At 48.4% G+C, this 25,379-nt stretch carries 21 protein-coding genes and 1 riboswitch; of the genes, 11 read left to right on the top strand and 10 right to left on the bottom strand.

The genetic code is table 11. The features are described from left to right. The first annotated feature begins 128 nt into the window (after positions 1-128). Positions 129-1,145: a UDP-glucose 4-epimerase GalE gene (gene galE, locus NSQ37_RS04100; RefSeq protein WP_014419237.1), complete on the top strand. Its 1,017-nt coding sequence runs from the start codon at positions 129-131 to the stop codon at positions 1,143-1,145. 46 nt (positions 1,146-1,191) lie between these two features. On the opposite strand, the gene NSQ37_RS04095 is transcribed toward galE, so the two are convergent. Then, the gene (locus NSQ37_RS04095; protein ID WP_119834765.1) at positions 1,192-1,731 is read right to left on the bottom strand and encodes a DUF4352 domain-containing protein; all 540 of its coding nucleotides are present in this window, start codon (positions 1,729-1,731) and stop codon (positions 1,192-1,194) included. Between the two features lie 345 nt (positions 1,732-2,076). Beyond that, positions 2,077-2,178, top strand: a riboswitch (guanidine-I (ykkC/yxkD leader). A 65-nt stretch (positions 2,179-2,243) separates the two neighbouring features. On the opposite strand from NSQ37_RS04095, the gene NSQ37_RS04090 reads away from it, so the two are divergent. The 4 genes from NSQ37_RS04090 to NSQ37_RS04075 all read left to right on the top strand — a co-directional run bounded on the left by NSQ37_RS04090 (position 2,244) and on the right by NSQ37_RS04075 (position 6,299). Further along, positions 2,244-3,080, top strand: a complete 837-nt coding sequence (locus NSQ37_RS04090; RefSeq protein WP_003150818.1) for a YitT family protein — start codon at positions 2,244-2,246, stop codon at positions 3,078-3,080. Between the two features lie 166 nt (positions 3,081-3,246). Next, a complete protein-coding gene (locus NSQ37_RS04085) occupies positions 3,247-4,140 on the top strand; it encodes a PucR family transcriptional regulator (protein WP_094032018.1) in 894 nt (297 codons plus the stop codon). A 116-nt stretch (positions 4,141-4,256) separates the two neighbouring features. Beyond that, entirely contained in the window at positions 4,257-5,357 is a 1,101-nt protein-coding gene (locus NSQ37_RS04080; protein ID WP_061581619.1) for an ABC transporter ATP-binding protein, read from the top strand. 99 nt (positions 5,358-5,456) lie between these two features. After that, on the top strand, positions 5,457-6,299 hold the full coding sequence (locus NSQ37_RS04075) for a polysaccharide deacetylase family protein (protein ID WP_012118785.1): 843 nt from the start codon (positions 5,457-5,459) through the stop codon (positions 6,297-6,299). A gap of 34 nt (positions 6,300-6,333) precedes the next feature. Here NSQ37_RS04075 and NSQ37_RS04070 read toward each other — a convergent pair whose 3' ends face one another. Then, positions 6,334-7,677, bottom strand: coding sequence for a 2-hydroxycarboxylate transporter family protein (locus NSQ37_RS04070; protein WP_012118784.1), 1,344 nt, complete (start codon positions 7,675-7,677; stop codon positions 6,334-6,336). A gap of 502 nt (positions 7,678-8,179) precedes the next feature. Here NSQ37_RS04070 and NSQ37_RS04065 point away from each other — a divergent pair. The 5 genes from NSQ37_RS04065 to NSQ37_RS04045 all read left to right on the top strand — a co-directional run bounded on the left by NSQ37_RS04065 (position 8,180) and on the right by NSQ37_RS04045 (position 14,938). Next, positions 8,180-9,586 carry a cytochrome ubiquinol oxidase subunit I gene (locus tag NSQ37_RS04065; protein ID WP_007614697.1) on the top strand — a complete coding sequence of 469 codons (1,407 nt, stop codon included), beginning with the start codon at positions 8,180-8,182 and terminating at the stop codon, positions 9,584-9,586. Next, positions 9,570-10,586 (top strand): cytochrome d ubiquinol oxidase subunit II, encoded by a 1,017-nt coding sequence (cydB, locus tag NSQ37_RS04060; protein WP_012118783.1) that lies wholly within the window; start codon positions 9,570-9,572, stop codon positions 10,584-10,586. The genes NSQ37_RS04065 and cydB overlap by 17 nt, the downstream gene beginning before the upstream one ends. After that, the gene (gene cydD / locus NSQ37_RS04055; protein ID WP_015240850.1) at positions 10,586-12,289 is read left to right on the top strand and encodes a thiol reductant ABC exporter subunit CydD; all 1,704 of its coding nucleotides are present in this window, start codon (positions 10,586-10,588) and stop codon (positions 12,287-12,289) included. Before cydB ends, cydD begins: the two co-directional genes overlap by 1 nt. Further along, positions 12,286-14,016: a thiol reductant ABC exporter subunit CydC gene (gene cydC, locus NSQ37_RS04050; RefSeq protein WP_015240849.1), complete on the top strand. Its 1,731-nt coding sequence runs from the start codon at positions 12,286-12,288 to the stop codon at positions 14,014-14,016. Before cydD ends, cydC begins: the two co-directional genes overlap by 4 nt. Positions 14,017-14,107: 91 nt before the next feature. Continuing rightward, positions 14,108-14,938: an NAD(P)H-hydrate dehydratase gene (locus tag NSQ37_RS04045; RefSeq protein WP_040238716.1), complete on the top strand. Its 831-nt coding sequence runs from the start codon at positions 14,108-14,110 to the stop codon at positions 14,936-14,938. Positions 14,939-14,951: 13 nt separating this feature from the next. Here NSQ37_RS04045 and NSQ37_RS04040 read toward each other — a convergent pair whose 3' ends face one another. Beyond that, the gene (locus tag NSQ37_RS04040) at positions 14,952-16,310 is read right to left on the bottom strand and encodes a purine-cytosine permease family protein (protein WP_015240847.1); all 1,359 of its coding nucleotides are present in this window, start codon (positions 16,308-16,310) and stop codon (positions 14,952-14,954) included. Positions 16,311-16,626: 316 nt separating this feature from the next. On the opposite strand from NSQ37_RS04040, the gene NSQ37_RS04035 reads away from it, so the two are divergent. Continuing rightward, the gene (locus tag NSQ37_RS04035; RefSeq protein WP_025285486.1) at positions 16,627-17,613 is read left to right on the top strand and encodes a choloylglycine hydrolase family protein; all 987 of its coding nucleotides are present in this window, start codon (positions 16,627-16,629) and stop codon (positions 17,611-17,613) included. A 39-nt stretch (positions 17,614-17,652) separates the two neighbouring features. Here NSQ37_RS04035 and katX read toward each other — a convergent pair whose 3' ends face one another. From katX to NSQ37_RS04000, 7 genes are all read right to left on the bottom strand, one after another. Beyond that, the gene (gene katX / locus NSQ37_RS04030; RefSeq protein WP_012118777.1) at positions 17,653-19,266 is read right to left on the bottom strand and encodes a catalase KatX; all 1,614 of its coding nucleotides are present in this window, start codon (positions 19,264-19,266) and stop codon (positions 17,653-17,655) included. Positions 19,267-19,343: 77 nt separating this feature from the next. After that, a complete protein-coding gene (locus tag NSQ37_RS04025) occupies positions 19,344-20,426 on the bottom strand; it encodes a glycosyl hydrolase (protein WP_251248127.1) in 1,083 nt (360 codons plus the stop codon). A 19-nt stretch (positions 20,427-20,445) separates the two neighbouring features. Then, on the bottom strand, positions 20,446-21,390 hold the full coding sequence (gene manA / locus NSQ37_RS04020) for a mannose-6-phosphate isomerase, class I (protein WP_160242413.1): 945 nt from the start codon (positions 21,388-21,390) through the stop codon (positions 20,446-20,448). Further along, positions 21,387-22,268, bottom strand: a complete 882-nt coding sequence (locus NSQ37_RS04015) for an ROK family protein (RefSeq protein ID WP_341123252.1) — start codon at positions 22,266-22,268, stop codon at positions 21,387-21,389. Before NSQ37_RS04015 ends, manA begins: the two co-directional genes overlap by 4 nt. Continuing rightward, positions 22,252-23,688 (bottom strand): glycoside hydrolase family 1 protein, encoded by a 1,437-nt coding sequence (locus NSQ37_RS04010; RefSeq protein ID WP_341123250.1) that lies wholly within the window; start codon positions 23,686-23,688, stop codon positions 22,252-22,254. The genes NSQ37_RS04015 and NSQ37_RS04010 overlap by 17 nt, the downstream gene beginning before the upstream one ends. A 29-nt stretch (positions 23,689-23,717) precedes the next feature. After that, positions 23,718-25,037: a PTS cellobiose transporter subunit IIC gene (gene celB, locus NSQ37_RS04005; protein WP_012118772.1), complete on the bottom strand. Its 1,320-nt coding sequence runs from the start codon at positions 25,035-25,037 to the stop codon at positions 23,718-23,720. 18 nt (positions 25,038-25,055) lie between these two features. Beyond that, positions 25,056-25,373 carry a PTS lactose/cellobiose transporter subunit IIA gene (locus NSQ37_RS04000; protein WP_012118771.1) on the bottom strand — a complete coding sequence of 106 codons (318 nt, stop codon included), beginning with the start codon at positions 25,371-25,373 and terminating at the stop codon, positions 25,056-25,058. Between the last annotated feature and the right edge of the window lie 6 nt (positions 25,374-25,379).

The following is a 25,379-nucleotide window of genomic DNA, read 5'->3' as shown; positions in this document are numbered from 1 at the left end:
TTTTACGCGAATGAAAACAAATTATGAAGAAACGATGACTAAACGATTAAACTTTTTGGAAATGGATGATTGAGGAAGAAAAAACCGATATAATATGGTCAATTCATTCAATAGGGGAGGCTTTCTTCATGGCGATTTTAGTGACAGGCGGAGCGGGTTATATCGGAAGCCACACATGTGTCGAGCTGTTAAACGGCGGCTATGACATCGTGGTTTTGGATAATCTGTCAAATAGTTCACCGGAAGCATTGGAGCGTGTGAAAGACATTACCGGAAAAGGGCTTGTATTTTATGAAGCGGATCTCCTTGACCGTGACGCCGTTCACCGGGTGTTTGCTGAAAATGAGATTGAAGCCGTCATTCATTTTGCGGGATTAAAAGCCGTCGGTGAGTCTGTGGCTGTTCCGCTCCGTTATTATCATAATAATCTGACGGGGACGTTTATTTTATGTGAAGCCATGCAGGCACACGGTGTGAAAAAAATCGTCTTCAGTTCTTCAGCGACGGTTTACGGCGTTCCGGAAACAACGCCGATCACTGAGGATTTTCCATTAAGCGCGACCAATCCTTACGGGCAGACAAAGCTGATGCTGGAACAGATTTTACGCGATCTGCATAAAGCGGATTCTGAATGGAGCATTGCGCTGCTCCGCTACTTTAATCCGTTCGGCGCGCACCCGAGCGGGCGGATCGGAGAAGACCCGAACGGCATCCCGAATAATTTAATGCCGTACGTCGCACAAGTCGCTGTCGGCAAGCTTGAGCAATTGCAGGTGTTCGGCAATGATTATCCGACAAAGGACGGCACCGGCGTGCGGGATTACATCCATGTCGTTGACCTTGCCGAGGGCCACGTCAGAGCGCTTGAGAAGGTGCTGAACACAACAGGCGCGGATGCCTATAATCTCGGCACGGGAAGAGGCTACAGCGTTCTTGAGATGGTCAAGGCGTTTGAAAAAGTATCGGGAAAAGAAGTGCCGTACCGTTTTGCCGCCCGGCGCCCGGGAGACATCGCCGCATGCTTCGCAGACCCGGCAAAAGCAAAGGCTGAATTAGGCTGGGAAGCAAAGCGCGGGCTTGAAGAAATGTGCGCCGACTCTTGGAAGTGGCAGTCCTCCAATGTGAACGGGTACCAAAAGGTGTAAAAAGAAAGAGACCTTCAAATGGTGAAGGTCTCTTTTATTACGGTCATTATTTAATTTTCACTTCAACATCGTTGCTGAACTTTAATTTCCAAGTGCCTTTAGAGTATGCGTTTTTATCAACTTCAAAAGCTTTTACGTCAGTAACTTTAATGTTCGGGTTCAAGTCACTTAAAATTTTACTGTTGTCTACTTTTGTTTCTGTTGCATAGCTTGAAGAAGCATCAATATCTGAATCATAGGATGTTCCTTTAGAATCTACTAATTTCGCTCTTGGAATGGAGAAAGAGCTTAACGGCTTGTTTGAAACATTTTTAACTGTGTATTGAACAGCTACGATAACGCCGCCGTCAGACGCTTTTTTCTCGACAAATTGAGAGCCTACTGAATCTCTTTTTTCGACTTTCGTAACAGTAACTTCAGTTTTCTCAGTCTTAACAGTGTCACCGATGTTATACAGTTTTTCCTTGGATTCCGCAGCTTTTGAAGACGCGGTTTTAGATGATGAAGATCCGCCTCCGCCGCCGATGTTTACGAGAATGATAATAACCACTACTGCCAGAAGCAATGTGATAATTTTATGTCTCATAAAAAAGTTTCTCTGATCTTTACCGCAGTTTGGGCATTTTTTAACGCCTTTAGCGATTTCTTTGCCGCATGCCTTACAAGACACCAGGTTACCTGCCATAATATTTCCTCCTATGTAAACTATTTCTTGAAAACTACATACTATAATGCCTGTAAAATAACCTATAGTCAATAATATTTTGAGAAAAAAAGTATTTTAATGATTTTTTAGTCATGTATTTTAGTGCCTTTTTTAGTATCGGCAGATCGTTCATATTTTTTATACGTTTATTGAAAAAAGAGTGGTTGAACATGTTCGTGATTTCCCGTATAATCTTGAAAGATATACAAAAACTGAACATAAAAAACAGTGGTTTTCTAGGGTTCCGCAATGCTGAATTGGTCTGGACCGAGAGAAAACACACAGCAGGTTCCTGCTGTGACACGTTGGGATAAAAGCCCGGGAGTTTCTGCTCTTTTAATGAAGAGTGCTCTCCCGGGCTTTTTTGATTTTATATAAAGGGAGTGTCTGGGATGAAAAAGAGATTGCTGGATGTGCTGATGCTGATTATTGGGGCTTTTATCTTTGCTTTGGCCGTTAATTTATTCGCCATTCCGAATGATCTTGGAGAGGGCGGGGTAACGGGAATCACCCTGATTTTGTACTATGTGTTTGAATGGTCGCCCGGGGTGACGAATATCATTTTGAACGGAATCTTATTGATTATCGGATACAAATTTTTAGACGGAAAAACAACGCTTTATACGATCATTACCGTTGTCGCCAACTCACTGTTTCTGCATCTGACGCATGATTGGCACTCGCCTTCACATGAACTCATTATTAATACTATTTTTGCGGGTGTGTTTGCAGGTGTCGGAATCGGGATCATTATTCGAGTCGGAGGCACGACTGCGGGTTCTGCCATTTTGGCGAGGATTGCGAACAAATATCTCGATTGGAATATCAGCTATGCGCTTTTGTTCTTTGATCTGATTGTCGTCTTCAGTTCTTATTTCATCATCGGTGCGGAAAAAATGATGTTTACCATTGTCATGCTGTACATCGGAACGAAGGTGATGGACTTTATCATTGAAGGCCTGAATACGAAAAAAGCGGTGACGATTATATCTGAGCATAAGCACGAAATCGCCGAACAGGTCAACACGCTTATGGACAGAGGGGTTACGCTGCTGTCGGGTAAAGGAAATTACACGGGGCAGTCGAAAGAAATTTTATATATCGTCATCCAGAAACAAGAGCTTTCCATGCTCAAAAAAATTATTAAAAGCTGTGATACAAAAGCGTTTGTCATTGTTCATGATGTGCGTGACGTCTTTGGTGAAGGCTTCGTCGATATCTCTAAATAAAAAGGATCCCTCTGCCGGCGCGGAGGGTTTTTTTCTTATGCCGGCAGAAGCTGTTATGATCCGTTTCCCGGGAAATAGCCTGAAAGCTGTTTCTTAAAACGAAGTGGATACAATCGGCCGGACGTTTTATACTGACAATATGATAGAGCGATAGAGAGGAGCGCATATGAACCCGTTATTGGCAATTTACCCGAGGGCTGTGTTGTCTGATAAGTGCTGTACGGCGGAGGATGTCTTTTGCTTTTATGATGAGAAAAGGCGGGTCTATGTCGCCATTCCGAAGGAGGATATCACCCCGAAGGAGAAACTGCTTCTGGAATCATTTTTGGCGCCCGCTGAAGAAAAAGGCGTTTTTTTTCCGGAGACGGCGGCAGCAAAGAGGTGGCGGCGGTTTCTGCTGGAAGAAGGCCCGGTGCCTGATGTCAAGGAGCCGCGTGTCCGTTTTATCCATTATGACTTATTGGGAGAACGGGACTGGGGGGCATTTACGGAAGCGCTGCGCCATTTCTGGCCGGTTTCATATACAGTTGTCCGGACGGGAAGGGATCAGGGCGTGATTGTGGAGGAAGAAAAGCTGGAAGCGCCAGATTCGGATGACATCGCATCTTTTGTGAAGATTCTCGAAGGCGATTTTTATTTCAGTGTCCGTTTTTTCATCGGAAGGTATTATGGCGCGGGAGAACGTCTGCGCCTTCATTATCGGAGAGAACAGCAATATTGTCAGATTGGCCGGCGTTATCTCCCGCAGCTGAGCACGCTGACCGCGGAAACGGTATTTCCGGCTATGCTCATGGAAGAAAGCAGAGAAAAGCTCTCAGCCTTGCTTCACGAAGAAGCGGTGCTGCTGTTTCAGAAAGAACCGGAGCTGAAGCATACGATTCAGACTTTTATTGAACATAACTCGAACATGTCGCTCACATCGAAAAGACTGCATTTGCACCGCAACAGTCTTCAATATCGGATTGATAAATTTGCGGAACGCTCGGGTATTGATATTAAGACATATCGGGGCGCCCTGCTGGCTTATTTCATTTGTCTGCAGTATGAAAAATCACATTAAATGGGAAATGTGCACGAAGGCAGCGGACTTTTTTTATGAACATTGCCTATATCCGCCGCCGTCTGACGCTGTTACAATCCTATTAAAGAAAGCGTTTGCAAAAAGGGGGAGATGACATGGCGGAACTTCGGCTGGAGCATATTTATAAGTATTACGATCAAAAAGAAGCGGCTGTCGATGATTTTAACCTTCATATTAAAGATAAAGAGTTTATTGTGTTTGTCGGTCCGTCGGGGTGCGGCAAGTCGACAACATTGCGGATGGTTGCCGGGCTGGAAGACATTACGAAGGGCGATTTCTATATCGGTGACACGAGAGTGAATGACATCGCTCCTAAAGACAGGGATATCGCCATGGTGTTTCAAAACTATGCGTTATATCCGCACATGACGGTCTATGATAATATCGCTTTCGGTCTGAAGCTGAGGAAGATGCCGAAACCTGAGATAAAAAAACGGGTCGAAGAAGCGGCGAAAATGCTGGGGCTCACAGAGTATCTGCACCGCAAACCGAAGGCGCTCTCCGGCGGGCAGCGGCAGCGGGTTGCATTAGGCCGGGCGATTGTCAGGGACGCCAAAGTGTTTTTAATGGATGAGCCGCTGTCAAATCTGGACGCAAAGCTTCGGGTGCAGATGCGGGCAGAAATTATTAAGCTGCATCAAAGGCTGCAAACAACCACAATCTATGTGACGCACGACCAAACAGAAGCACTGACGATGGCGACACGCATCGTCGTCATGAAGGACGGAAAAATTCAGCAGATCGGCACGCCGAAAGACGTGTATGAACATCCCGAAAACGTATTTGTCGGCGGGTTTATCGGCTCCCCAGCGATGAACTTTTTCAAAGGAAAGCTGACGGACGGCGCCATTCAGATCGGTTCAGCCGCTCTCAGCGTGCCGGAAGGGAAAATGAAAATGCTCCGGGAAAAAGGGTATGCCGGCAAAGAGGTTATCTTCGGCATCCGCCCGGAAGACATACATGATGAGCTGATTGTGGTAGAATCCTATAAGAATTCATCCATCACAGCTAAAATCAATGTCGCGGAATTGCTCGGGTCAGAAATTATGGTTTATTCCCGGATCGGGGATCAGGATTTTATCGCCCGGATTGACGCCCGCCATGACATACGTGCCGGTGAGGAATTGACCGTCGCTTTCGACATGAATAAAGCTCACTTTTTTGACAGTGAAACAGAAATCAGAATCCGCTCATAACGCAAAGCCGGACAGCTGGATGTCCGGCTTTTTTGATGTAACAATTTATGACGCATAACCGATATAAAAAGTAAATAGAAGACAGAAAGCAGGAAAACGATGAAACGCATGATCATGTGCATGTGCCTTTTGGCTGCCGTGTTTACGCTTGCCGCCTGCTCGGGTCATGAGGCAAGCGCCGAACAAAGCATTCCGAAGGCAGAAGCGCACCACGATAAAAAGTCTGTAAAGCGCCAAATCAAAAAAGAGCCGGATACGTCCGCCTGGGTTCAAACGAAAGGAACGGCAAGACTGCCGATTCTGATGTACCACAGCATTTCTGAGGGAAACAGCCTGCGTGTGCCGAAGGAAGAATTTCGGCAGCATATGAAGTGGCTTCATGATCACGGCTATTATACGATGACTCCTGAAGAGGCCTATCTGATGCTGACGGAGGATAAGGAGCCGCGTGAAAAATGTGTTCTGATCACATTTGATGACGGCTATACCGACAATGTGAAAGCGGCCTATCCCATTTTAAAGAAATACAAGATGAAAGCGACAATCTTTATGATCGGAAACTATATCGGGCATAAGAATCATCTGACTGAGAAGCAGATGAAGGAGATGGCCGCCCACGGCATTTCCATTCAGAGCCATACGATGAACCATCTCGAATTGAACGGGCTCACACCGCAGCAGCAGCGACGTGAAATGAAGGACTCTAAGCGTTTATTTGATCAAATGTTCGGGCAGCGGACGTCTATGATCAGCTACCCAGTCGGACGATATAATAAGGAAACATTAAAAGCCGCCGCCGCGTCAGGCTACCGTATGGCGGTTACGACGGAGCCGGGAGCGGCGTCAAGAGATCAGGGGCTTTACGGGCTTCACCGCGTCCGTGTGTCGCCGGGCATGTCCGGCGCGGCGTTTGGCTCTTATATTCAAAATGTGATGAAATAACAGAGCCTCCGCATATGCGGAGGCTTTTTTCAGTTTAATAGAATTGATGAAGCAGCAGAAGGGTGACACTCACGGTAATCGCTCCGCCGATTCTGGTCGACACTTGGGCGAACGGCATAAGCTCAAGCCGTTCAGCGGCGCTCAAGATCGCGACGTCGCCGGTGCCGCCCTGGCCGGAATGGCAGGCATTAATAATTGCCGTCTCAATCGGGTACAAATTCAGCCATTTTCCGGTCAGAAAACCGACGGCCATCATCGTGACGACGATTGATAAAATGGTAATGATGTTGCTGATCGTAAACGCCGCAATCAGCTTGTCCCACGGTGTCATTGAAACGCCGATCGCAAATAAGAGCGGATAGGTCACGGCTGTCGAGAAAAAGCGCGAGACGCCGAAGGCTCCGTTTTCAATCGAAGCCGGCGCCAGCCTGAACAGCTTAATGAGAACGGCAAGGACGAGCATCACGACAGGAGCCGGAAGCTGAAAGAAATCATGCGCCAGCATGCCGACCAAATAGAGGGAAACCGCTAAAATACCGCCCGAAGCGAAAAAGGACAAATCAAACGTTTTATCATTGGCCGGCTGTTCCAATGCGGGAGCGGAATGATCAGACTTATCAACCTTCCCGTTGCCCGTCCATTCCGGTTTGCGTTTCCCGATGACATTCAGCAAACCCGATAACATAATGGCGCACAGGCTGCCGAGCATGATGGACGGCAGCACAAGCGCAAAGGCGTCTCCCTGGGACATCGGCATAATATCGGAGTAGCCGATGGATAAAGGAATCGCGCCTTCACCGACACCCCCCGCCATAATCGGAACGACAATATAAAGCAGTGTGTGCTGAAAGCCGAGCCCGAGCAGCGTCCCGACGCATAAGCCGACGATGGCGGCCGCGATCGAGCCGGCGATCAGCGGAATAAAAATCTTGACGAAAGCTTTGACGAGCGTCTCTCTTTTCATCCCGAGAATACTGCCGACGACGATACCGGCAATAAATAGATAGAGAAAGTTGGAGCTTTCCGTGAATTCTGTTGTTGAAGTAATAATGTCTTTCGGAAGCAAGTGGTAGTAGACGACAGCGGATGGAATAAAGGTTGCGAGAATCGCAGGGCCGCCGATGGACCGCACGATCGGAATGGATTTTCCGATCTGGCCGAAGGTAAATCCGAAAAAACTCATGACGGCAATTGATGTCAGAATGTCGCTTTTTACATCACGGCTCATGACAAACACCGTAATAAGCAAGAAAAGCAGGATATAGATAGGAAGAGGAATAATGCCGATTCTTATATTCATTGCTCTGGCAAACCAGTTATCAGTCCGTTCCTGTTTTTGGATTGAATCCGTTTGCAATTTTGGTTGAAGTTCTCCCATGCTTGTTCCCCCAGTCGTTATGTAGTGAAAAAATATCCCCATTTAAAGTATACTAAAAAATTTAAATTGTTCATATATTATGAATTTACTAGAGGGCATGCTTTCTTCACATCTTCTTTCTCAAAATGGCGATTTGGCGGGCTTTTTCATCGAGAAAAGCATTTTGTTCGCCACACGAATAAAAAAGAGGTACGATATCAAAGGGACAAATATCCTAGGTGCTGACATAAAATCTCTACAAATCCGACAATAATCGGTCACAATTTCAGCCTTATTTTAGGTATATTGATCTTTTTTTTTAGGCTGAATCGTTGTAAAGTAATGATATTGAATCATTTCTATGACAGCCGCTGTCCCCCAGGGTGTACAGGCTGATATTTCAATAGTTTTGACGAATTTGTGAAACATTGAGCAAATATATCATTTTTTGTGAAATACCGAGCAATGATTTTGCTATGTTTGTGAAATGTTGAGCAATTTACCAGATTGGAGGAAAAACATCATGAGTGAGTTGGTATTAGCCCGCATTCAATTTGCATCTACAACATTGTTTCACTTCTTGTTTGTGCCTTTGTCTATCGGGCTTGTGTTTATGGTTGCTTTGATGGAGACGCTTTATGTTGTCAAAAAACAAGAGACCTATCTCAAAATGGCTAAATTTTGGGGGCATCTCTTTTTAATTAACTTCGCTGTCGGCGTCGTCACAGGGATTCTTCAGGAATTCCAGTTCGGATTGAACTGGTCTGATTATTCCCGTTTTGTCGGAGATGTATTTGGAGCTCCGCTTGCGGTTGAAGCGCTTTTGGCGTTTTTTATGGAGTCTATTTTTATCGGATTATGGATTTTCGGCTGGGACCGTTTATCTAAAAAAGTGCATTTGCTTTGCATTTGGCTTGTGTCCTTCGGAACGATTATGTCATCTTTCTGGATTTTGACGGCAAACTCATTCATGCAGGAGCCGGTCGGCTTTGCGATTAAAAACGGCCGCGCGGAAATGAATGATTTCGGGGCGCTTTTGACAAACCCTCAGCTTTGGGTTGAATTCCCTCACGTCATTTTCGGGGCGCTTGCGACGGGTGCTTTCTTTATCGCCGGTGTCAGCGCATTTAAATTATTGAAGAAAAAAGAAGTGCCTTTCTTCCATAAATCTTTCAAGCTTTCGATGATTGTCGGTCTGATCGCCGGTATCGGCGTTGCGTTCAGCGGACATATGCAGGCTGAGCATTTAATGGAATCGCAGCCGATGAAAATGGCTGCCAGTGAAGCGCTTTGGGATGACAGCGGTGATCCTGCCGCGTGGACGGCTTTTGCGAATATTGATACGAATAAAGAAAAAAACACATCAGAAATTTCAATTCCTTACGCACTGAGCTACTTGGCTTACCAGAAGTTCAGCGGCAGTGTGAAAGGGATGAAAACACTTCAAAAAGAATACGAAAAAACGTACGGAAAAGGCGACTATATCCCGCCTGTTAAAACGACGTTCTGGAGTTTCCGCATTATGGCGGGAGCGGGCGCGCTTATGATATTTGCCGCGATTGCCGGCTTTATTCTGAACCGCCGCAAAAAGCTTCATACGAGCAAGTGGTATTTACGGGGCATGATCGCACTAATCGCATTTCCATTCATTGCGAACTCTGCCGGTTGGATTATGACTGAAATCGGACGCCAGCCGTGGACGGTCATGGGACAATTGACGACCGCACAATCCGTTTCTCCTAACGTAACGACGGGATCTCTGCTGTTTTCAATTATCAGCTTCGGCGTCATGTACTTGATTTTAGGCGCGCTGCTTGTTTTCCTATTCGTTCGTGAAATTAAAAAAGGTGCGGACCATGATGATCATAAGGATGTTCCTGTATCAACGGATCCGTTCAGTCAGGAGGTCTACCATGGGGTCACTTCATGATCTTTGGTTTATACTCGTTTCAGTTTTGTTTGTCGGATTTTTCTTTTTAGAGGGTTTTGACTTCGGTGTCGGCATTTCGACCCGATTTCTTGGCCATAATGAATTAGAACGCAGAGTGCTGGTTAACACCATCGGCCCGTTCTGGGATGCGAATGAGGTGTGGCTTATCACAGGTACGGGAGCGATCTTCGCGGCATTCCCGAACTGGTATGCGACGATGCTGAGCGGATATTACATTCCGTTTATCATCATTCTTCTTGCCTTGATGGGGCGCGGCGTGGCATTTGAATTCCGCGGCCAGGTGAATAATCTGAAATGGGTCAAAACATGGGACTGGGTGATTTTCTTCGGCAGCCTTATCCCGCCATTTGTATTCGGACTTATTTTCACAAGCTTGTTCCGCGGTGTTCCGATTGACGGACATATGAACATTCACGCAGGTTTTTCAGATATTGTGAACGTGTATTCCGTTCTTGGCGGAGCAGCCGTCACCCTTCTTTCATTCCTGCACGGTTTAATGTTTATCACCCTGCGCACGATCGGTGATTTACAAGAGCGTGCGAGAAAAATGGCAAAACGCGTAATCGGTGTTATCTTTCTTGTTGTACTTGCTTTCTTTGCGATGTCTGCATACGATACGGATATGTTTACACGCCGGGCAAACATCACGATTCCGGTATTCGTGCTGATTGTCATCTGCAACGTTCTTGCCATTGTGTTCATGAGCAAGAAAAAAGACGGCTGGGCATTCGGTATGACCGGCGCGGGTCTTGCTTTGACAGTTGCGATGATTTTTATCTCTCTGTTCCCGCGCGTCATGGTCAGCTCGCTGAAAAGCGCGTATGACTTAACAGTAGCTAACGCGTCTTCCGGTGATTATTCACTTAAGGTCATGACAATTGTCGCACTGACTCTGCTGCCGTTTGTCATCGGCAGTCAGATCTGGAGCTATTATGTCTTCCGGAAACGCGTCAGCCATAAGGAGCCTATGACTTATTAATGGGAAAAGACCTGTTTCTTTATAAAGGAATGAAGCGGATTCTTGCGATCATTACGGGATTAACGATTATACAAACGGCCGCCATCATCTTGCAGGCGGAATGGCTGAGCCAGGCGGTAACCGGATTATTTAACGGGAAGCGGATTGCTTCTCTTTATCCGGTTATCGGCTTTTTCCTGCTTGCGTTTTTGGTCCGGCATGCGGTGACAACGGTCCGGCAGAAAATCGTGTACCAATATGCCGCGCAAACCGGCGCAGACTTAAGAAAAAGATTTCTTGAGCAATTGTTCCGTCTCGGCCCCCGCTTTGCGAAAAAAGAGGGGACAGGCCGGATGGTGACGCTGGCGATGGAAGGCATCAGCCAGTTCCGCCGTTATTTAGAGCTGTTTCTGCCGAAAATGGTCAGCATGGCGATTGTGCCGGCGGCCGTTGTTATTTACGTGTTTTTTCAGGATAAAACATCGGCATTGATTCTGATTCTTGCGCTTCCGATTTTGATTGTATTTATGATTCTGCTCGGACTTGTCGCACAGAAAAAAGCCGATCGCCAATGGAAGTCCTATCAGACGCTTTCCAATCATTTCGTGGATTCGCTCCGCGGACTGGAGACATTGCGGTTTTTAGGATTAAGCAAATCACACAGTAAAAATATCTTTCATGTCAGTGAGAGATACCGCAAGGCGACGATGAGCACGCTCCGGGTCGCGTTTTTATCATCATTCGCCCTGGACTTTTTTACGATGCTGTCGGTGGCGACAGTGGCGGTGTTTCTCGGCTTGCGGCTGATAGACGGACAAATTCTGCTCGGACCGGCATTGACCGCGCTCATTCTCGCGCCTGAATATTTTCTCCCGGTCCGCGAAGTGGGGAATGATTACCACGCGACGTTAAACGGGCAGGAGGCGGGGAAAACCATTCAAGCGATTTTGGCGCAGCCCGGTTTTAAAGAAGAAAAGCCGCTCGAACTTGATACGTGGACTGACGGGGATGAATTACAGCTTACGCGTTTGTCCGTCCGAGAATCGATGTCTGAATTTCATCTGTCCTTTAAAGGGAAGAAGAAAATCGGAATTATCGGGGAAAGCGGTGCGGGAAAATCGACACTCATTGATGTGCTGGGCGGCTTTTTAGAGCCTGCGTCCGGTGAGATCAAGGTAAACGGTGAATCCCGCTCGCATCTGCAGTCGGACGGCTGGCAGAAGCAGCTGCTTTATATTCCGCAGCACCCGTATATTTTTGATGACACGCTTTTGAATAATATCCGGTTTTATCATCCTGATGCTTCGCGTGAGGAAACGGCGCAGGCCGCTAGATCGGCGGGTCTTTCCGAACTGATCCGTGATCTGCCCGGCGGCCTTGACGGCCGGATCGGCGAGGGCGGACGGGCGCTCAGCGGAGGGCAGGCTCAGCGTGTCGCGCTGGCCAGAGCCTTTTTAGGAAACCGGCCGATTCTCCTTTTGGATGAGCCGACCGCTCACCTTGATATTGAAACAGAATATGAAATAAAAGAAACGATGAAAGACCTGTTTGAAAACAAGCTTGTTTTTCTGGCCACTCACCGTCTTCACTGGATGCTTGAGATGGACGAAATTATCGTGCTTGATGACGGCGCGGTGGCGGAAATCGGCACCCACGACGAATTGATGGCGAAACAAGGCGTATACGCCAAACTTGTAAAGGCGCAACTGGGGGAAAGAACATGAGAAAAGAAGAATGGATTCTGCCGTATATGAAGCAAAATGCCCGTTTGTTTGTTCTTGTGATTTTTTTAGGCGCGGTGACGATTTTTTCGGCGGCCTTTCTCATGTTCACTTCCGGTTTTTTGATCTCTAAGTCGGCGACCAGGCCTGAGAATATCCTGCTGGTGTACGTTCCGATTGTAGCCGTGCGGACCTTCGGGATTGCCCGTTCAGTCTCACGGTACGCCGAGCGTCTGACGGGGCACCATATCATTCTGAAAATCGTGTCCGACATGAGGGTGCGGCTTTACAATATGCTGGAGCCGGCCTCGCTCATGCTTTCATCCCGTTTTCGGACGGGCGACATGCTCGGCATTTTGGCTGAGGATATTGAGCATTTGCAGGATGCGTTTTTAAAAACGATTTTCCCGGCGGTTTCCGCTTTGCTGCTGTATGCGGCCTCCGTTATCGGACTCGGCTTTTTTTCCTGGCCGTTTGCCGCTTTTGCGGCGATTTACCTGTTTATATTGGTTGTATTGTTTCCGGTTGTGTCGCTTCTTGTGACGAGAGCGAAAAACATGAGGCTGAAAAGCGGACGGAATACGCTCTACAGCCGGCTGACAGATGCCGTGCTCGGCGTGAGCGACTGGATGTTCTCGGGACGCCAGGCGGCCTTTATTTCCTCTTATGAAGAGAAAGAGAAGGCATGGTTTGATCTTGAAAGCAAACGTCAGCGGTTTACGAGATGGCGTGATCTCGCCGCGCAATGCCTTGTCGGCGGCTTCATATTGATCATGCTGTTCTGGACGGCGGGTCAGTATGCGGACGGCAGCATCGCCAACACGATGATCGCGGCCTTTGTGCTTGTCGTATTTCCATTGACGGATGCGTTTCTGCCCCTTTCGGATGCGCTGACGGAAGTGCCTTCTTATCAGGATTCCATCAAAAGAATGAGTCAGGCGGCTCCGGAGCTGCGAAGTCGTGAGGTGAAGCAGACGGATGAGAAACTGGATGTATCTGATGTGACACTTACATTTGATAACGTGACGTTTTCTTATGATCAGCACAGTCATGTGCTTGGCCGTTTTTCCTTCACTCTCCGCCAAGGTGAAAAAATGGCGCTGCTCGGCAGGAGCGGCTCCGGTAAGTCGACCTCTCTCGCTTTAATTGAAGGCGCCTTAGTTCCCGATTCGGGCAAAGTGATGCTGAACGGGCTGGAAACTGCGGCCGTGCAGGAGCAGATTTCCTCAGCGGTGGCCGTTTTGAATCAGAAACCTCATCTCTTTAACACGAGCATTATGAACAATATCCGGCTCGGAAACGGCAAGGCGAGTGATGAAGATGTTAAGCGTGCGGCTCGGCAAGTGAAGCTGCATGATTATATTGAATCACTGCCTGACGGATATGAAACGTCCGTGCAGGAGACGGGGATTCGTTTCTCAGGCGGGGAACGGCAGCGGATCGCGCTTGCCCGTATTCTGCTCCAAGACACGCCGGTCATTATCCTTGATGAACCGACGGTCGGCCTTGATGCGGTCACTGAACGCGAATTGCTTGATACGATTTTTGATGTCTTTAAAGAGAAAACGATCCTCTGGATTACACACCATTTAGCGGGTGTGGAAACAGCTGATAAAATCGTCTTTTTAGAAAATGGAAAAGCAGAAATGGAAGGAACTCATCAAGAGCTGCTTGCAGAAAACGAACGGTACCGGAAGCTTTACCGTCTTGATGTTCCAATCAGAACATAAACAGCCGCAAACAAGCGGCTGTTTTTTTTGTGCGGTTTAAAATCTCTTCTTGTTTGGAATATAAATAGGAGACAGAAGAGGAGGTACAGAGATGAATATAATGGATTGGACGGAACAGGATGTGAAAGATACGCTGCCGAAGCGGGAAGCAGACAGCCATAAGGGGACGTTCGGGACGGCGTTATTGCTGGCCGGCAGCGAAGACATGCCGGGAGCCGCCCTTCTGGCCGGATTGGGCGCGATGAGAAGCGGTGTCGGCAAGCTCGTCATCGGTACATCGGCAGGCGTCATCCCGCTTATCGTCCCGGTGCTGCCGGAAGCGACGTACTGGCGTGACGGCTGGAAAAAAGCCGCGGCGGGCCAGCCCGGGGAAACCATCCGGGCCGCTGCCATCGGACCGGGCCTTCCCCAAACAGACGAAGTGCAGCAGGCGGCTGATCAGCTGCTTTCTGCCGATTATCCCGTCATACTGGACGCGGGCGCCATTACGAAAAGAACCTATCCAAAGAGGAAAGCCCCCGTGATCTTGACGCCTCATCCCGGCGAATTTTCCAGAATGACAGGCCTTCCGATTCAAGAGATTCAGCAGAACAGAGCGGGATATGCCGCGGAATGGGCGGAGCGGCTTCACGTCACGATTGTCCTGAAAGGAAACGAAACCATTATCGCTTTTCCCGACGGGGAATGCCGCAGGAATACAACCGGAAACGGCGCGCTTGCAAAAGGCGGGACCGGCGACACGCTGACGGGAATGATTCTCGGCATGCTGTGCTGTCATCAAGACCCGAAGCATGCCGTATTGAACGCCGTCCGCCTTCACGGTGAATGTGCGGAGTTATGGACGAAAGAGCGCTCCGCCCATACCTTATTGGCGCACGAACTTTCTGAACTGCTGCCGCGTGTATGGAAGGAATATGAATAAAGAAAAGGCGTCTTCATAGAGAAGGCGCCTCTTGTTGTTTTACCCTTGATTTCATCAGGACATAATACAGCAGCGACGGAACGGCCAGGCCGATGACCCAGGCAATGTCGCCTCCGCCGAATATTTCAGCGAGCGGCCCGATGTAAAAGGATGTATTGATGAATGGGATTTCTAATATAATCGACAACACGAAGGCGGCCGCTGTAATCCAATTGACCCTGCCGTATTGTCCGTTGACGTCAAACATCGATTTGACGTGGTATTTTCCGCGGCGGATAAAATAGTAATCCACGAGGTTGATCGCCGTCCATGGAATTAAGAAATAACTGATGAAAAAGATGAAATTTAAAAACAGTTCCATGAAATTGCTTTGGCCCAAGAGACTTAATACAGTACCCGCTGCCGTCACACAAAGGATCATTACCACTCTCGTTTTCGGCGTCACCTTCAGTTTTAAAAACGGCTCCAAGGTAGTCGTGGTTGACATAAAGGCTCCGTATAAATTAAAGACGTTGATCGCCATTTGCCCGAACAGGACGATGATCAGCATAATAAAGGAAAACGGACCGAACAATCGGACAATCTCATTTCCCGCATTAGCGGTAAATTCCGGGAGCGCCGTCGTCAAAATGGCGCCGAGAAGCATCATCCAGATGGAACTGACTGACGTACCTGCGTAGCTGTACCAAAAGGTATGCGATGCCGGTGTTTTGACCGGCAGATAACGGGAATAATCTGCGACATATGGCGCATATGCCAGCTGCCATGTGGCCACCGCGCTGACCGCCACTAGAAAAACAGGCAGATCTAATGAGCCGGGCACCCAGCTTCCTGAAGGAATCGGCAGTTGAAAAATAAGAATCGTTGCAGCAAAAAAAACGGCAAAGGAGGTCCAAGAGAGGATTTTCTGCATTTTGTGAATCAGATCATGACCGTAGATCGTGAGTAAAAAACAGATGGCGCTTAAGCCGATAATACACCATGAAGCCGGAATCGGTACAAAGCTGCTCAGTGTACCGGCTGCGAGAATCGTACTGCTCGCAAAGAAGCCCAAGTAGATAAACATGACCAAAAAGAGGGGCAGAATCGCTCCGATCACGCCGAATTGCGCGCGGCTTTGAATCATTTGCGGAATTCCGAGCTGAGGTCCTTGTGCGGAATGAGACGCCATAAAGATTGCGCCGATAAAGGTTCCGATAATAATGGCGGCGATACTCCAAAAGAGATCGAGCCCCATTGTAACGGGCAGTGTGCCTGTGACTAACGTCGTAATATGCATATTAGCCCCGAACCAGACGGGGAATAAATCTTTAGCCTTTCCGTGTCTTTCGTCATGCGGAATATGTTCAATCGTTCGCCTTTCTACTTTCAATAGATAATCTCCTCCGTATGTTCTTCTTTAACATAAAGACATAGCTTAACAGATTGACCTGCCGTTTACAAATTCCAGCATGCAGGAAAAACATTGTAAAGCCTCGTTGACAGCCGTTCAAAAGTTTTTTTGAAAAACGGAACAAACACTGCCGCCAAAACGATTTGCCAGGGTTTAAAAGGCATGGATATGCTTACGGACTAATATGTATTAAGGAGAAATGTGTCAATCTTTTGACGAATGGAGCCATTATTCGTTAAGCTGGAAGAATAGTTTACTTTGTGTAAATTTCATTAATGAAAAGGGGATTGATGATATGTGTACAAGTCTTACATTGAAAACGACAGACGGTAATCACCTATTGGCGCGAACGATGGATTTTGCATTTCAGCTCGGGACGGACGTCGTGCTTTATCCTCGTCAGTACAGCTGGAAAAGCGAAGCTGACGGCAGGATGCATAAGACGAAATACGCATTTATCGGCATGGGGAGAAATCTCGGCAATGTTCTGTTTGCCGACGGCGTAAATGAAAAAGGGCTGTCGTGTGCGACGCTGTATTTTCCGGGCTTTGCGGGATACGAGAAAGCGGAACGGGAGGGCACCTGTCACATCGCTCCTCATGAGTTTGTCACCTGGGCCTTATCAAACTGTGAATCTCTTGAAGACATAAAGGAAAAGCTCGGTTCGCTGACGATTGTAGAGAAGAAATTGATGTTATTGGATACGGTGCTGCCTCTTCATTGGATTTTATCAGACCGCACGGGCGGCTGCATTGTCATCGAGCCGACACCGGAGGGAATGAAAGTATATGACAACAAACCCGGAGTGATGACCAACAGCCCGGAATTTCCTTGGCATGTGACCAATCTGCGCCATTATATCGGAATCAGGCCGCAGCAGTCAGAAAGCAAAACATTGGGCGGAATGACATTAACCGCTTTCGGCCAAGGATCTGGAACGATCGGGCTTCCCGGTGATTACACGCCGCCATCCCGATTCATCAGAGCCGCTTATCTGAAAGAGCATTTAGAGCCTGCCGCTCATGAAACGGATGGCGTTACGGCCGCTTTTCACGTGCTGTCCAATGTGAATATTCCAAAAGGCGCGGTGATCACAGAGGAGAATGAAATTGATTATACGCAGTATACGTCGGTCATGTGCTGTGACACCGGGAACTACTACTTTCATCTGTACGACAACCGGCAGATTCACAAAGTAAGTTTATTCCATGAAGATCTTGACCGTCCGGAGCCGAAAGTATTTGCGGCCGCGGCGGAGCAGAATATACAGGAGCTGAATTAGCTCAAAAAAAAACAGGACGCGATTGTCCTGTTTTTTTATTTAATACGGATCAGACGGATGGCTTTCCTGTTCAGCCTGTTTTGCGGCTTGTGCTGTATCAGTAGTGCCGATCGGCCCGCCGCTGTTGCTTTCGGCGGCTTTTTTCAGCCCTTCCGCCACACGTTTTCCGTAGTCCGGATCTGCTTTTGTGAAATTCTCAATCATTTGATCCTGAATGTCTTTGCGGCAGGAAGAAAGCGTATTGACCAGGTTTGTGATCAATTCGTTCCGTTCAAATTCCGAAAATCTGCGGTATGTTTCTCCGGCCTGGCCGAAGTTATTCGACCGGTCGATCGCCTCCCGCATCACATCGCCTTCGACATGAGGTGTATGGTCTTTCCCATCCTGCTTTGCTTCGTTGAGTCCCCCCATAATGGACGGCTCATAGTTGACGTGCGGGTTTTGTCCTTCTGCCCGATCGACCCGATACTGCATTTGCCCGCCTTCCTGGTTGGTGGCGACATGCTTTTTCGGCGAGTTGATCGGAAGCTGCAGGTAGTTTGCGCCGACGCGGTACCGCTGGGTATCTGAATAGGAGAATGTCCGCCCCTGAAGTAATTTGTCATCCGAAAAATCAAGGCCGTCCACAAGCACGCCCGTTCCGAATGACGCTTGTTCCACCTCGGCATGGTAGTTTTCCGGGTTTTTGTTCAGAACCAATTTACCGATCGGCTTCCAAGGGAAATCGTCTTTATACCACAGCTTGGTCGGATCAAGCGGATCAAAATCCAGCTCGGGGTGTTCGTCATCAGTCATGATTTGCGCATACACTTCCCATTCAGGGTAATCGCCTTTTTCAATCGCTTCATACAAATCCTGTGTCGCATGGTTAAAGTTTTTCCCCTGAATCTCTTCCGCTTCCTTCTGTGTCAGGTTGCGGATGCCCTGTTTCGGTTCAAAGTGATATTTGACGAGCACGGCTTTTCCTTCTTCATTGACCCATTTGTAGGCATGGACGCCTGAGCCCTGCATCTGCCGGTAGTTGGCCGGGATGCCCCACGGCGAAAACAAGAAAGTGATCATATGAGTCGCTTCCGGTGATTGGGAAATGAAGTCGAAAATACGCTCGCCGTCCTGAATGTTCGTAACGGGATCAGGCTGAAATGCGTGCACAAGATCCGGGAACTTCAGCGGATCACGGATAAAAAAGATTTTCAAGTTGTTGCCGACCAGATCCCAGTTGCCGTCTTCGGTATAAAGCTTAACGGCAAACCCCCGGGGATCACGCAATGTTTCCGGGGAATGCTTTCCGTGGTTGACGGTAGAAAACCGTACAAACGCCGGAGTTTTCATTCCTTTCTTTTGAAACACTTTCGCTCTTGTGTATGTAGAAATCTCCTCGTCTCCAAAACTTCCATACGCCTCAAAGTATCCGTGTGCGCCGGCGCCGCGCGCGTGAACGACGCGCTCGGGAATCCGTTCGCGGTCAAAGTGGCTGATTTTTTCCAAAAAATCATAATTCTCCAATGTCGTCGGTCCTCTATTGCCGACTGTCCTGACATTCTGGTTGTCAGTGACCGGATGGCCCTGCCGGTTTGTCAGCGTGTCTTCTGACTCGCCTTTACCGGTCGTCTTACTGGAAAGCGTTTCTTCGCTGTTTTTGTTATTTTCCATTGTCGAACCCTCCTTTTTGAACGGTAACAATATGCCCAGCAGAGCCGTTCTTTAAAACCGATTTTCAAAAGAAGCGGTTATTCCGCGATCGGCGTCAAGGACCCGCCGTTCCATATTTCGCCCTTGTTCAGCGTCCAGCTGTTTTGATAAAGGGCCTGCGCGCCTTGATTGGCCGCCGGACTTAATTGTTCATCCCATGTCAAAAAGTACGTTGTCTCGGGATACTTTTGCCTGATCGCATTGATAAAAGCAGCATAATCAAAGCTTCCGATATTACCGGACGGACCGGTTTCGGCAAAGGCAAACGGTTTTTTCAGAGACAGCATTTCATCATAGCCTGATATCGCATACGGATCAGTGAAGTAAGCGTCCAGACCGGTAATATCCACATAAGATGAGCCTGGGTAAAAGTCTGTCTTAAAGTCTCTGTTGGCATCCGGCGAATACACCCACAAAAGGTTATCCAACCCTCTTGTCTCTGTCATATAGCGGTATATCTTCTTGTAAAGCTCTTTGTACAGCGAGATTCTCTCATTGTCTTTTTGGTTGTAGCCTGTCAGCCCCCACCAGAACCACTCGCCGTTCATTTCATGCAGCGGCCTGAACAGAACGGTGACGCCTTGATTTTTCAGCTGAGTAAGGCCGTCGGCGATTTTGCTGAGCAGCGCCTCAAGCCGTTTTCCTTCAACAGTTGAAGGGTCCAGGATGTTTTTGTACTGGCTGTTTGAGATGGCCGTTTTATAGTTTCCGGATGGAAAAGCCGGATTTGCGAGATGCAGGCTGACCTGAGGGAGGCCGCCGCTTTTCCAGTATGAGATTAAGCTGCTGTTGCAGCTGTAATCGATAGAATCGGTGATATCCGCTGTTTCAAGCCATCCTCTCCCATAGTCACAGCCGTAGATGGCGGGAGACTGTCCCGTCGCGTTTTTCAAGCGGTTTTCCTCTGTCATTGAAAAAGTGACATCGCTATACCCGCCGAACGCCCCGGACATGACCCTGTTTTCTGAACGGTTGGGCAGGTGCGCCAGCCAGTTCATGATATCTTTTGTCGTCTGCTGGGCATTTGGGTTGACGGGATAAACGGTGTGAGCCGATATCGGACTGGCGGCTCCTAAGAGTAATAAAACGATAGACAGGCAGACTGCTAACCTTTTGAGCATATAAAAGACCTCCTGATTTTTAGGATGATGAAGGATGTGAAACGATAACCTCACAATCTCCTTCTATAACAAAATCTCCGGAATCCGCCGGCACGATAAAGTGATCGCCTTTGTGAATGGGGCATCCATCCAGTTCTCCGCGTCCTTTCATGACGCTTGCGAGTAAATACCGGCCGGGTGCGGGGAATGATGCTTTCCCGCTCACATCCCATTGATAAACTGAAAAGAAAGGTGTTTCGGCGAGTATCGTAATCAGAGCATCTCCGATCTGATGCTTTGTGCTTTTTACATTTTCATCGGTATGGGGAATGTCTGTTACGTCAATTGCTTTCTGAAGATGAAGCTCGCGTTTATTCCCGTTCCCATCCGTCCGGTCATAGTCGTAAAGCCGGTAGGTGGCATCAGAGCTTTGCTGGATTTCAAGAACGAGCGTACCTTCACATAAAGCGTGCAGTGTGCCGCTCGGGACATAGAAAAAGTCGCCGGGCTTAATGGGGATGCGGCGGAGCAGGTGATCCCACTCGTTTCGTTCAATGAGCCGAACGAAGTCTTCTCTCGTTTGGGCGCGGTGTCCTAAAATGAGCTCCGCGTCTTTTTTGCAGTCCAACACGTACCAGCATTCCGTTTTTCCGAGTTCTCCGTTTTCATGCCGATGTGCATATGCGTCATCCGGATGCACCTGTACGGATAAGTCCATATTTGCGTCAAGAATTTTTGTAAGCAGGGGAAAGGCGTCTTCTTTCGGATGTCCGAACAGGTCAGGGTGTTCATTCCAGAGACGGTGTAATGATGTTCCGGAAAAAGGCCCGTTCCGCACGATGGATGTGCCGTGAGGATGAGCTGAAATCGCCCAGCACTCGCCCGTCCGCTCAGAAGGAATCTCATACCCGAATGTATCGCGCAGCTTCGTCCCGCCCCATAATCTTTCTTTAAAAACCGGTTCCAAAAATAAGAGTTTCGTCATTTTTCCGCCTCCGGGTTTGCCGCCTTTAATGCGCGCTCCGCCAATACGAGCGAACCGGCCGCGCCGGAGTGAATCCCTAATTGAGGGGGAACGATGAAGTGTTCAATGTCGGGCAGATCAATATATTGATTCAGCCGCTTTTTCACGTGCTGACGGATAGAAGAGAACAGCTGCCGCTGCTTCATGACGCCTCCGCCGAGAATGATCTTTTCCGGCGAAAGTATGAGAATATACTGCACAAGCGCTTCGGCAATATAATAGCCCTCAAGCTCCCACACTTCCTGCTGATCCGTGAGCAAAAATGCTTTTTTCCCCCAGCGTTTCTCAATGGCGGGGCCTGCCGCGAGGCCTTCCAGACAATCTGTATGGTATGGGCAATTGCCTTTGTAGCCGTCGTCCGGATGTCTTCTGACATAAATGTGGCCCATTTCAGGATGAGACAGCCCTTGAACAAATCTGCCGTTCATGATGGCGCCCGCGCCGATGCCTGTGCCGACCGTCAAATACAGGCAGCTGTCCGCGTTTTTGGCCGCGCCGAAAGAAGCTTCTCCGAGCGCCGCTGCATTAACGTCGGTGGTGAAGCCTGCGGGAATATCCAGAGCGCTTTTGATCGTTTGAAGAATAGGGCAGTTCCGCCAGGCTGTCTTCGGCGTCGCGGTGATGCACCCGTATGTTTGACTGTCAGGACGGATATCAATCGGCCCGAACGAACCGATGCCGATGGCGTCTATCGGGAAATCTGTAAAGTAACGGATGACCTGTCTGAGTGTGTCATCCGGTTCTCCCGTCGGAAACTCTGCTCTGTCCAGAATGGTGCCGTCTCTTTGTCCGGCGGCACAGACAAATTTCGTGCCGCCGGCTTCAATACCTCCAAGCATGGCCGTCCCTCCTCATCTGTTCAAATCCGTTTTGATCGGAAACGGATTTGAACCAGCGGCCGCTTTTTTTGACGGTCCGTTCGCCCCCGTTTTCCAGATTGACAGATACAAAGCCGTAGCGGTTTTTATAAGCATTTGTCCAAGACCAGTTGTCCATGAAAGTCCACAGGTGATAGCCTTTTACATTTGAACCTTCTCCGATGGCCCGATGCACCCATTTGAGATGTTCCTGGATAAATTCAATCCTGTAATCATCCTGAATGATGCCGTTTTCATCGCGGAAGCGGTCCTCGCCTTCAACTCCCATGCCGTTCTCAGAAATAAAACACTCGATATTTCCGTAATGTTCTCTGAGATTGGTAAGAATGTCGTAGATTCCTTTTTCGTAAATTTCCCACCCGCGGTGAGGGTTCATTTTCCGGCCGGGCATGACATACGGATCGAAGAAACGCTCAGGCAGGAAAGGGGCATGCGGATTCGGAACATATTCTTTTGCCTTGACGCGCCTCGGCTGATAGTAGTTCACACCTAACAGGTCGACCGTATGCTCCTGAATGAGGCGGAGATCTTCTTTCTCATAATGCGGCAGAAAGCCTTCCGCCTTGAGAATCTCGACAAGCTCCTCAGGAAATTCGCCCTTTACGGCGGGATCTAAAAATGAGCGGTTGAAAAAGGCGTCGGCAATCCGGGACGCTTTGACATCTTCTGGATGTGAGCTTCTCGGATAAGAAGGCGTCAGATTCAGAATGATTCCGATTTGTCCGTCCTGTTTCAATTCTCTGTAGGCTTTGACAGCCCTTGCATTCGACAGCAGGGTATGGAAACCGGCCTGCACCGCTTCTTGAAAATTAACGTGATTCGGGTAGTGAAAGTCGTATAAATAGCCGCCTTCAATCGGCACAATCGGCTCGTTGTGAGTGAACCATTTTTTCACCTTGTCACCGAATAGCGAAAAGCAGGTTTTGGCGTAATGTTCAAACGCGTCAACGGTGTTCCGGCTGACCCAGCCCCCCTTACGCTGAAGGGCGAGCGGCATGTCAAAGTGAAACAAATTGACAAACGGCTCAATGCGATGGGCAAGCATTTCATCGATGACGTCCTGATAAAACGCGACCGCTTTCTGATTGACCTCGCCAGTTCCGTCCGGAATCAATCTTGACCAGGAAATAGACAGCCGGAAGGAGTTATGGCCGATTTCTTTCATCAGCCGGATATCCTCCTTGTATTGATCGTAAAAACGTGACGTGTCGCCGGGGCCGACGCCGTTAAAAAAACGGCTCGGCTCTTTTTCATACCAGTAATCCCATATGTTTTGGCTTTTTCCGTCTCTGTCAGCGGCGCCTTCTGTTTGGGTGGCGGAGGCGGAAGACCCCCACCAGAATCCTTCCGGAAAACGATATTGAATATTTGATTCAGTCAATTGATTTCTCTCCCTTACTGCGATTTTGATTACATACTCATGCTGTCATCCCGGGCATGCTGCTCGGTCTCAGCTTCTTTTTCCTTTGCCATGTTTAATTTGTCCAGCGCTTTAAGAAACGGGAACCAGATGACAAACACAATACAGAGGTTGACCAGCTGCATAATGCCGCCCATGACGGAATTGGTCGCCATAATCCCGTTAATGAAAAGGGGGACGGTCCAAGGCACGGTCACGCCGGTAGGAGGGGGCACGATCCCCGCCGACATGGCCAGGTAGGTGACGAGGGTGACAACCATCGGTGCGATCACCCACGGAATGATAATGATCGGGTTCATCACGATCGGCAAACCGAAAATAACCGGCTCATTGACATTGAAAATGCCTGGCGCGAGACCGAGTTTGGATATCTGTTTCATCTGTTTGCTTTTCATAAAAAGCAAGATGGCGATCACTATGGCCAATGTCATTCCGGTTCCGCCCATTCCGACGGTGTAAATCTCCATAAACGGCTTAGAAATAATATGGGGAATCTCTTTCCCCGCTGTATACGCTGCCAAATTTTCGACCTGTAATGTATTCCAAATCGGGTCCATCACGGAATTGATAATGATTTGTCCGTGAAGTCCGAAAAACCATAAAATCTGAATAAAGAAAACAGCGATTAATGTAGGAATGATGCCGCTTCCAAGTCCGACAAGCGGGGCTTGAACCGTATGATAAATGACATCATGCAGATTGGTGTGAAAGATCTGGGTGACAGCCGCATTGATCAAGAGGAAGACGGTAAGCGTGATAAAAGCCGGAATCAATGCGGCGAACGATTTAGCAACAGCCGGAGGAACACCGGCAGGCATCTTAATCGTTAAGTTTCTCTGAACGATTCTTCTGTAGATTTCACCTGACAAAAACGCGGTCATCATGCCGAGAAACATCCCTTTTGCTCCAAGCCGGTCAACCGGAATGACGCCTGCGACCGCTTTGCCCGTTTCCGGCTCTAAAACGAACGGGGTGAGCAGCAGAAAAGAAACCAATGCGATCGCTCCGCCGAATACGGCCTCCACTTCGTAGCTTTTGGAAAGGTAATAGCCGATCCCGAAGACGACAAAAATGGACATAATCCCCATCGTCGCCGTCGAAGCGCCGCCAAATCCGGATTGAAAGACAGACAGGGCGGAGCTGCTCATGATTTTGTTTAAAAACGGCAGGTTCGTCAGCACGACGAACACCGAACCGAAAATGGTCAGCGGAAACGCCAGCATAAAAGCATCCCGTAAGACTTGCAAGTAGCGGTTATTGTTTAATTTTCCCGCGATCGGAACAAGGAATTGGCTGATTTTCTCAAACACGTCTTCACCCCCGGCTTTTTATAAATTCTTTGATTGAAATAAGTCGAGCATTTCTTTGACGAGCTCTTTCATTGTAAGCGCTGACATTAAGTGGTCTTCAGCATGCATAAAAAGCAGAGAGACATCCGTTTTGGCGCCGCCGGCTTCTTTTTGAATCATCTGAAAATGGATGTCGTGCGCTTTCCCCAGTTCTTCTTCAGCCTTTGTCAGAAAGGAGTCTGACTCATCTGTCCGGCCGTCTTTATATGCGCGTATCGATTGAATAATATTGCTGCGGGCATTGCCGCTGTGAAGAATCAGCTGAAAACTGATCTGTTCATCCGTGTACGTTTCCATGCTTAT

The organism is Bacillus sp. FSL P4-0334 (assembly GCF_038004825.1).
Taxonomy (GTDB): Bacteria; Bacillota; Bacilli; order Bacillales; family Bacillaceae; genus Bacillus; species Bacillus velezensis.
Note: the sequence above shows the minus strand (reverse complement) of the source record. Positions and strands in the feature narration are given on the sequence as shown.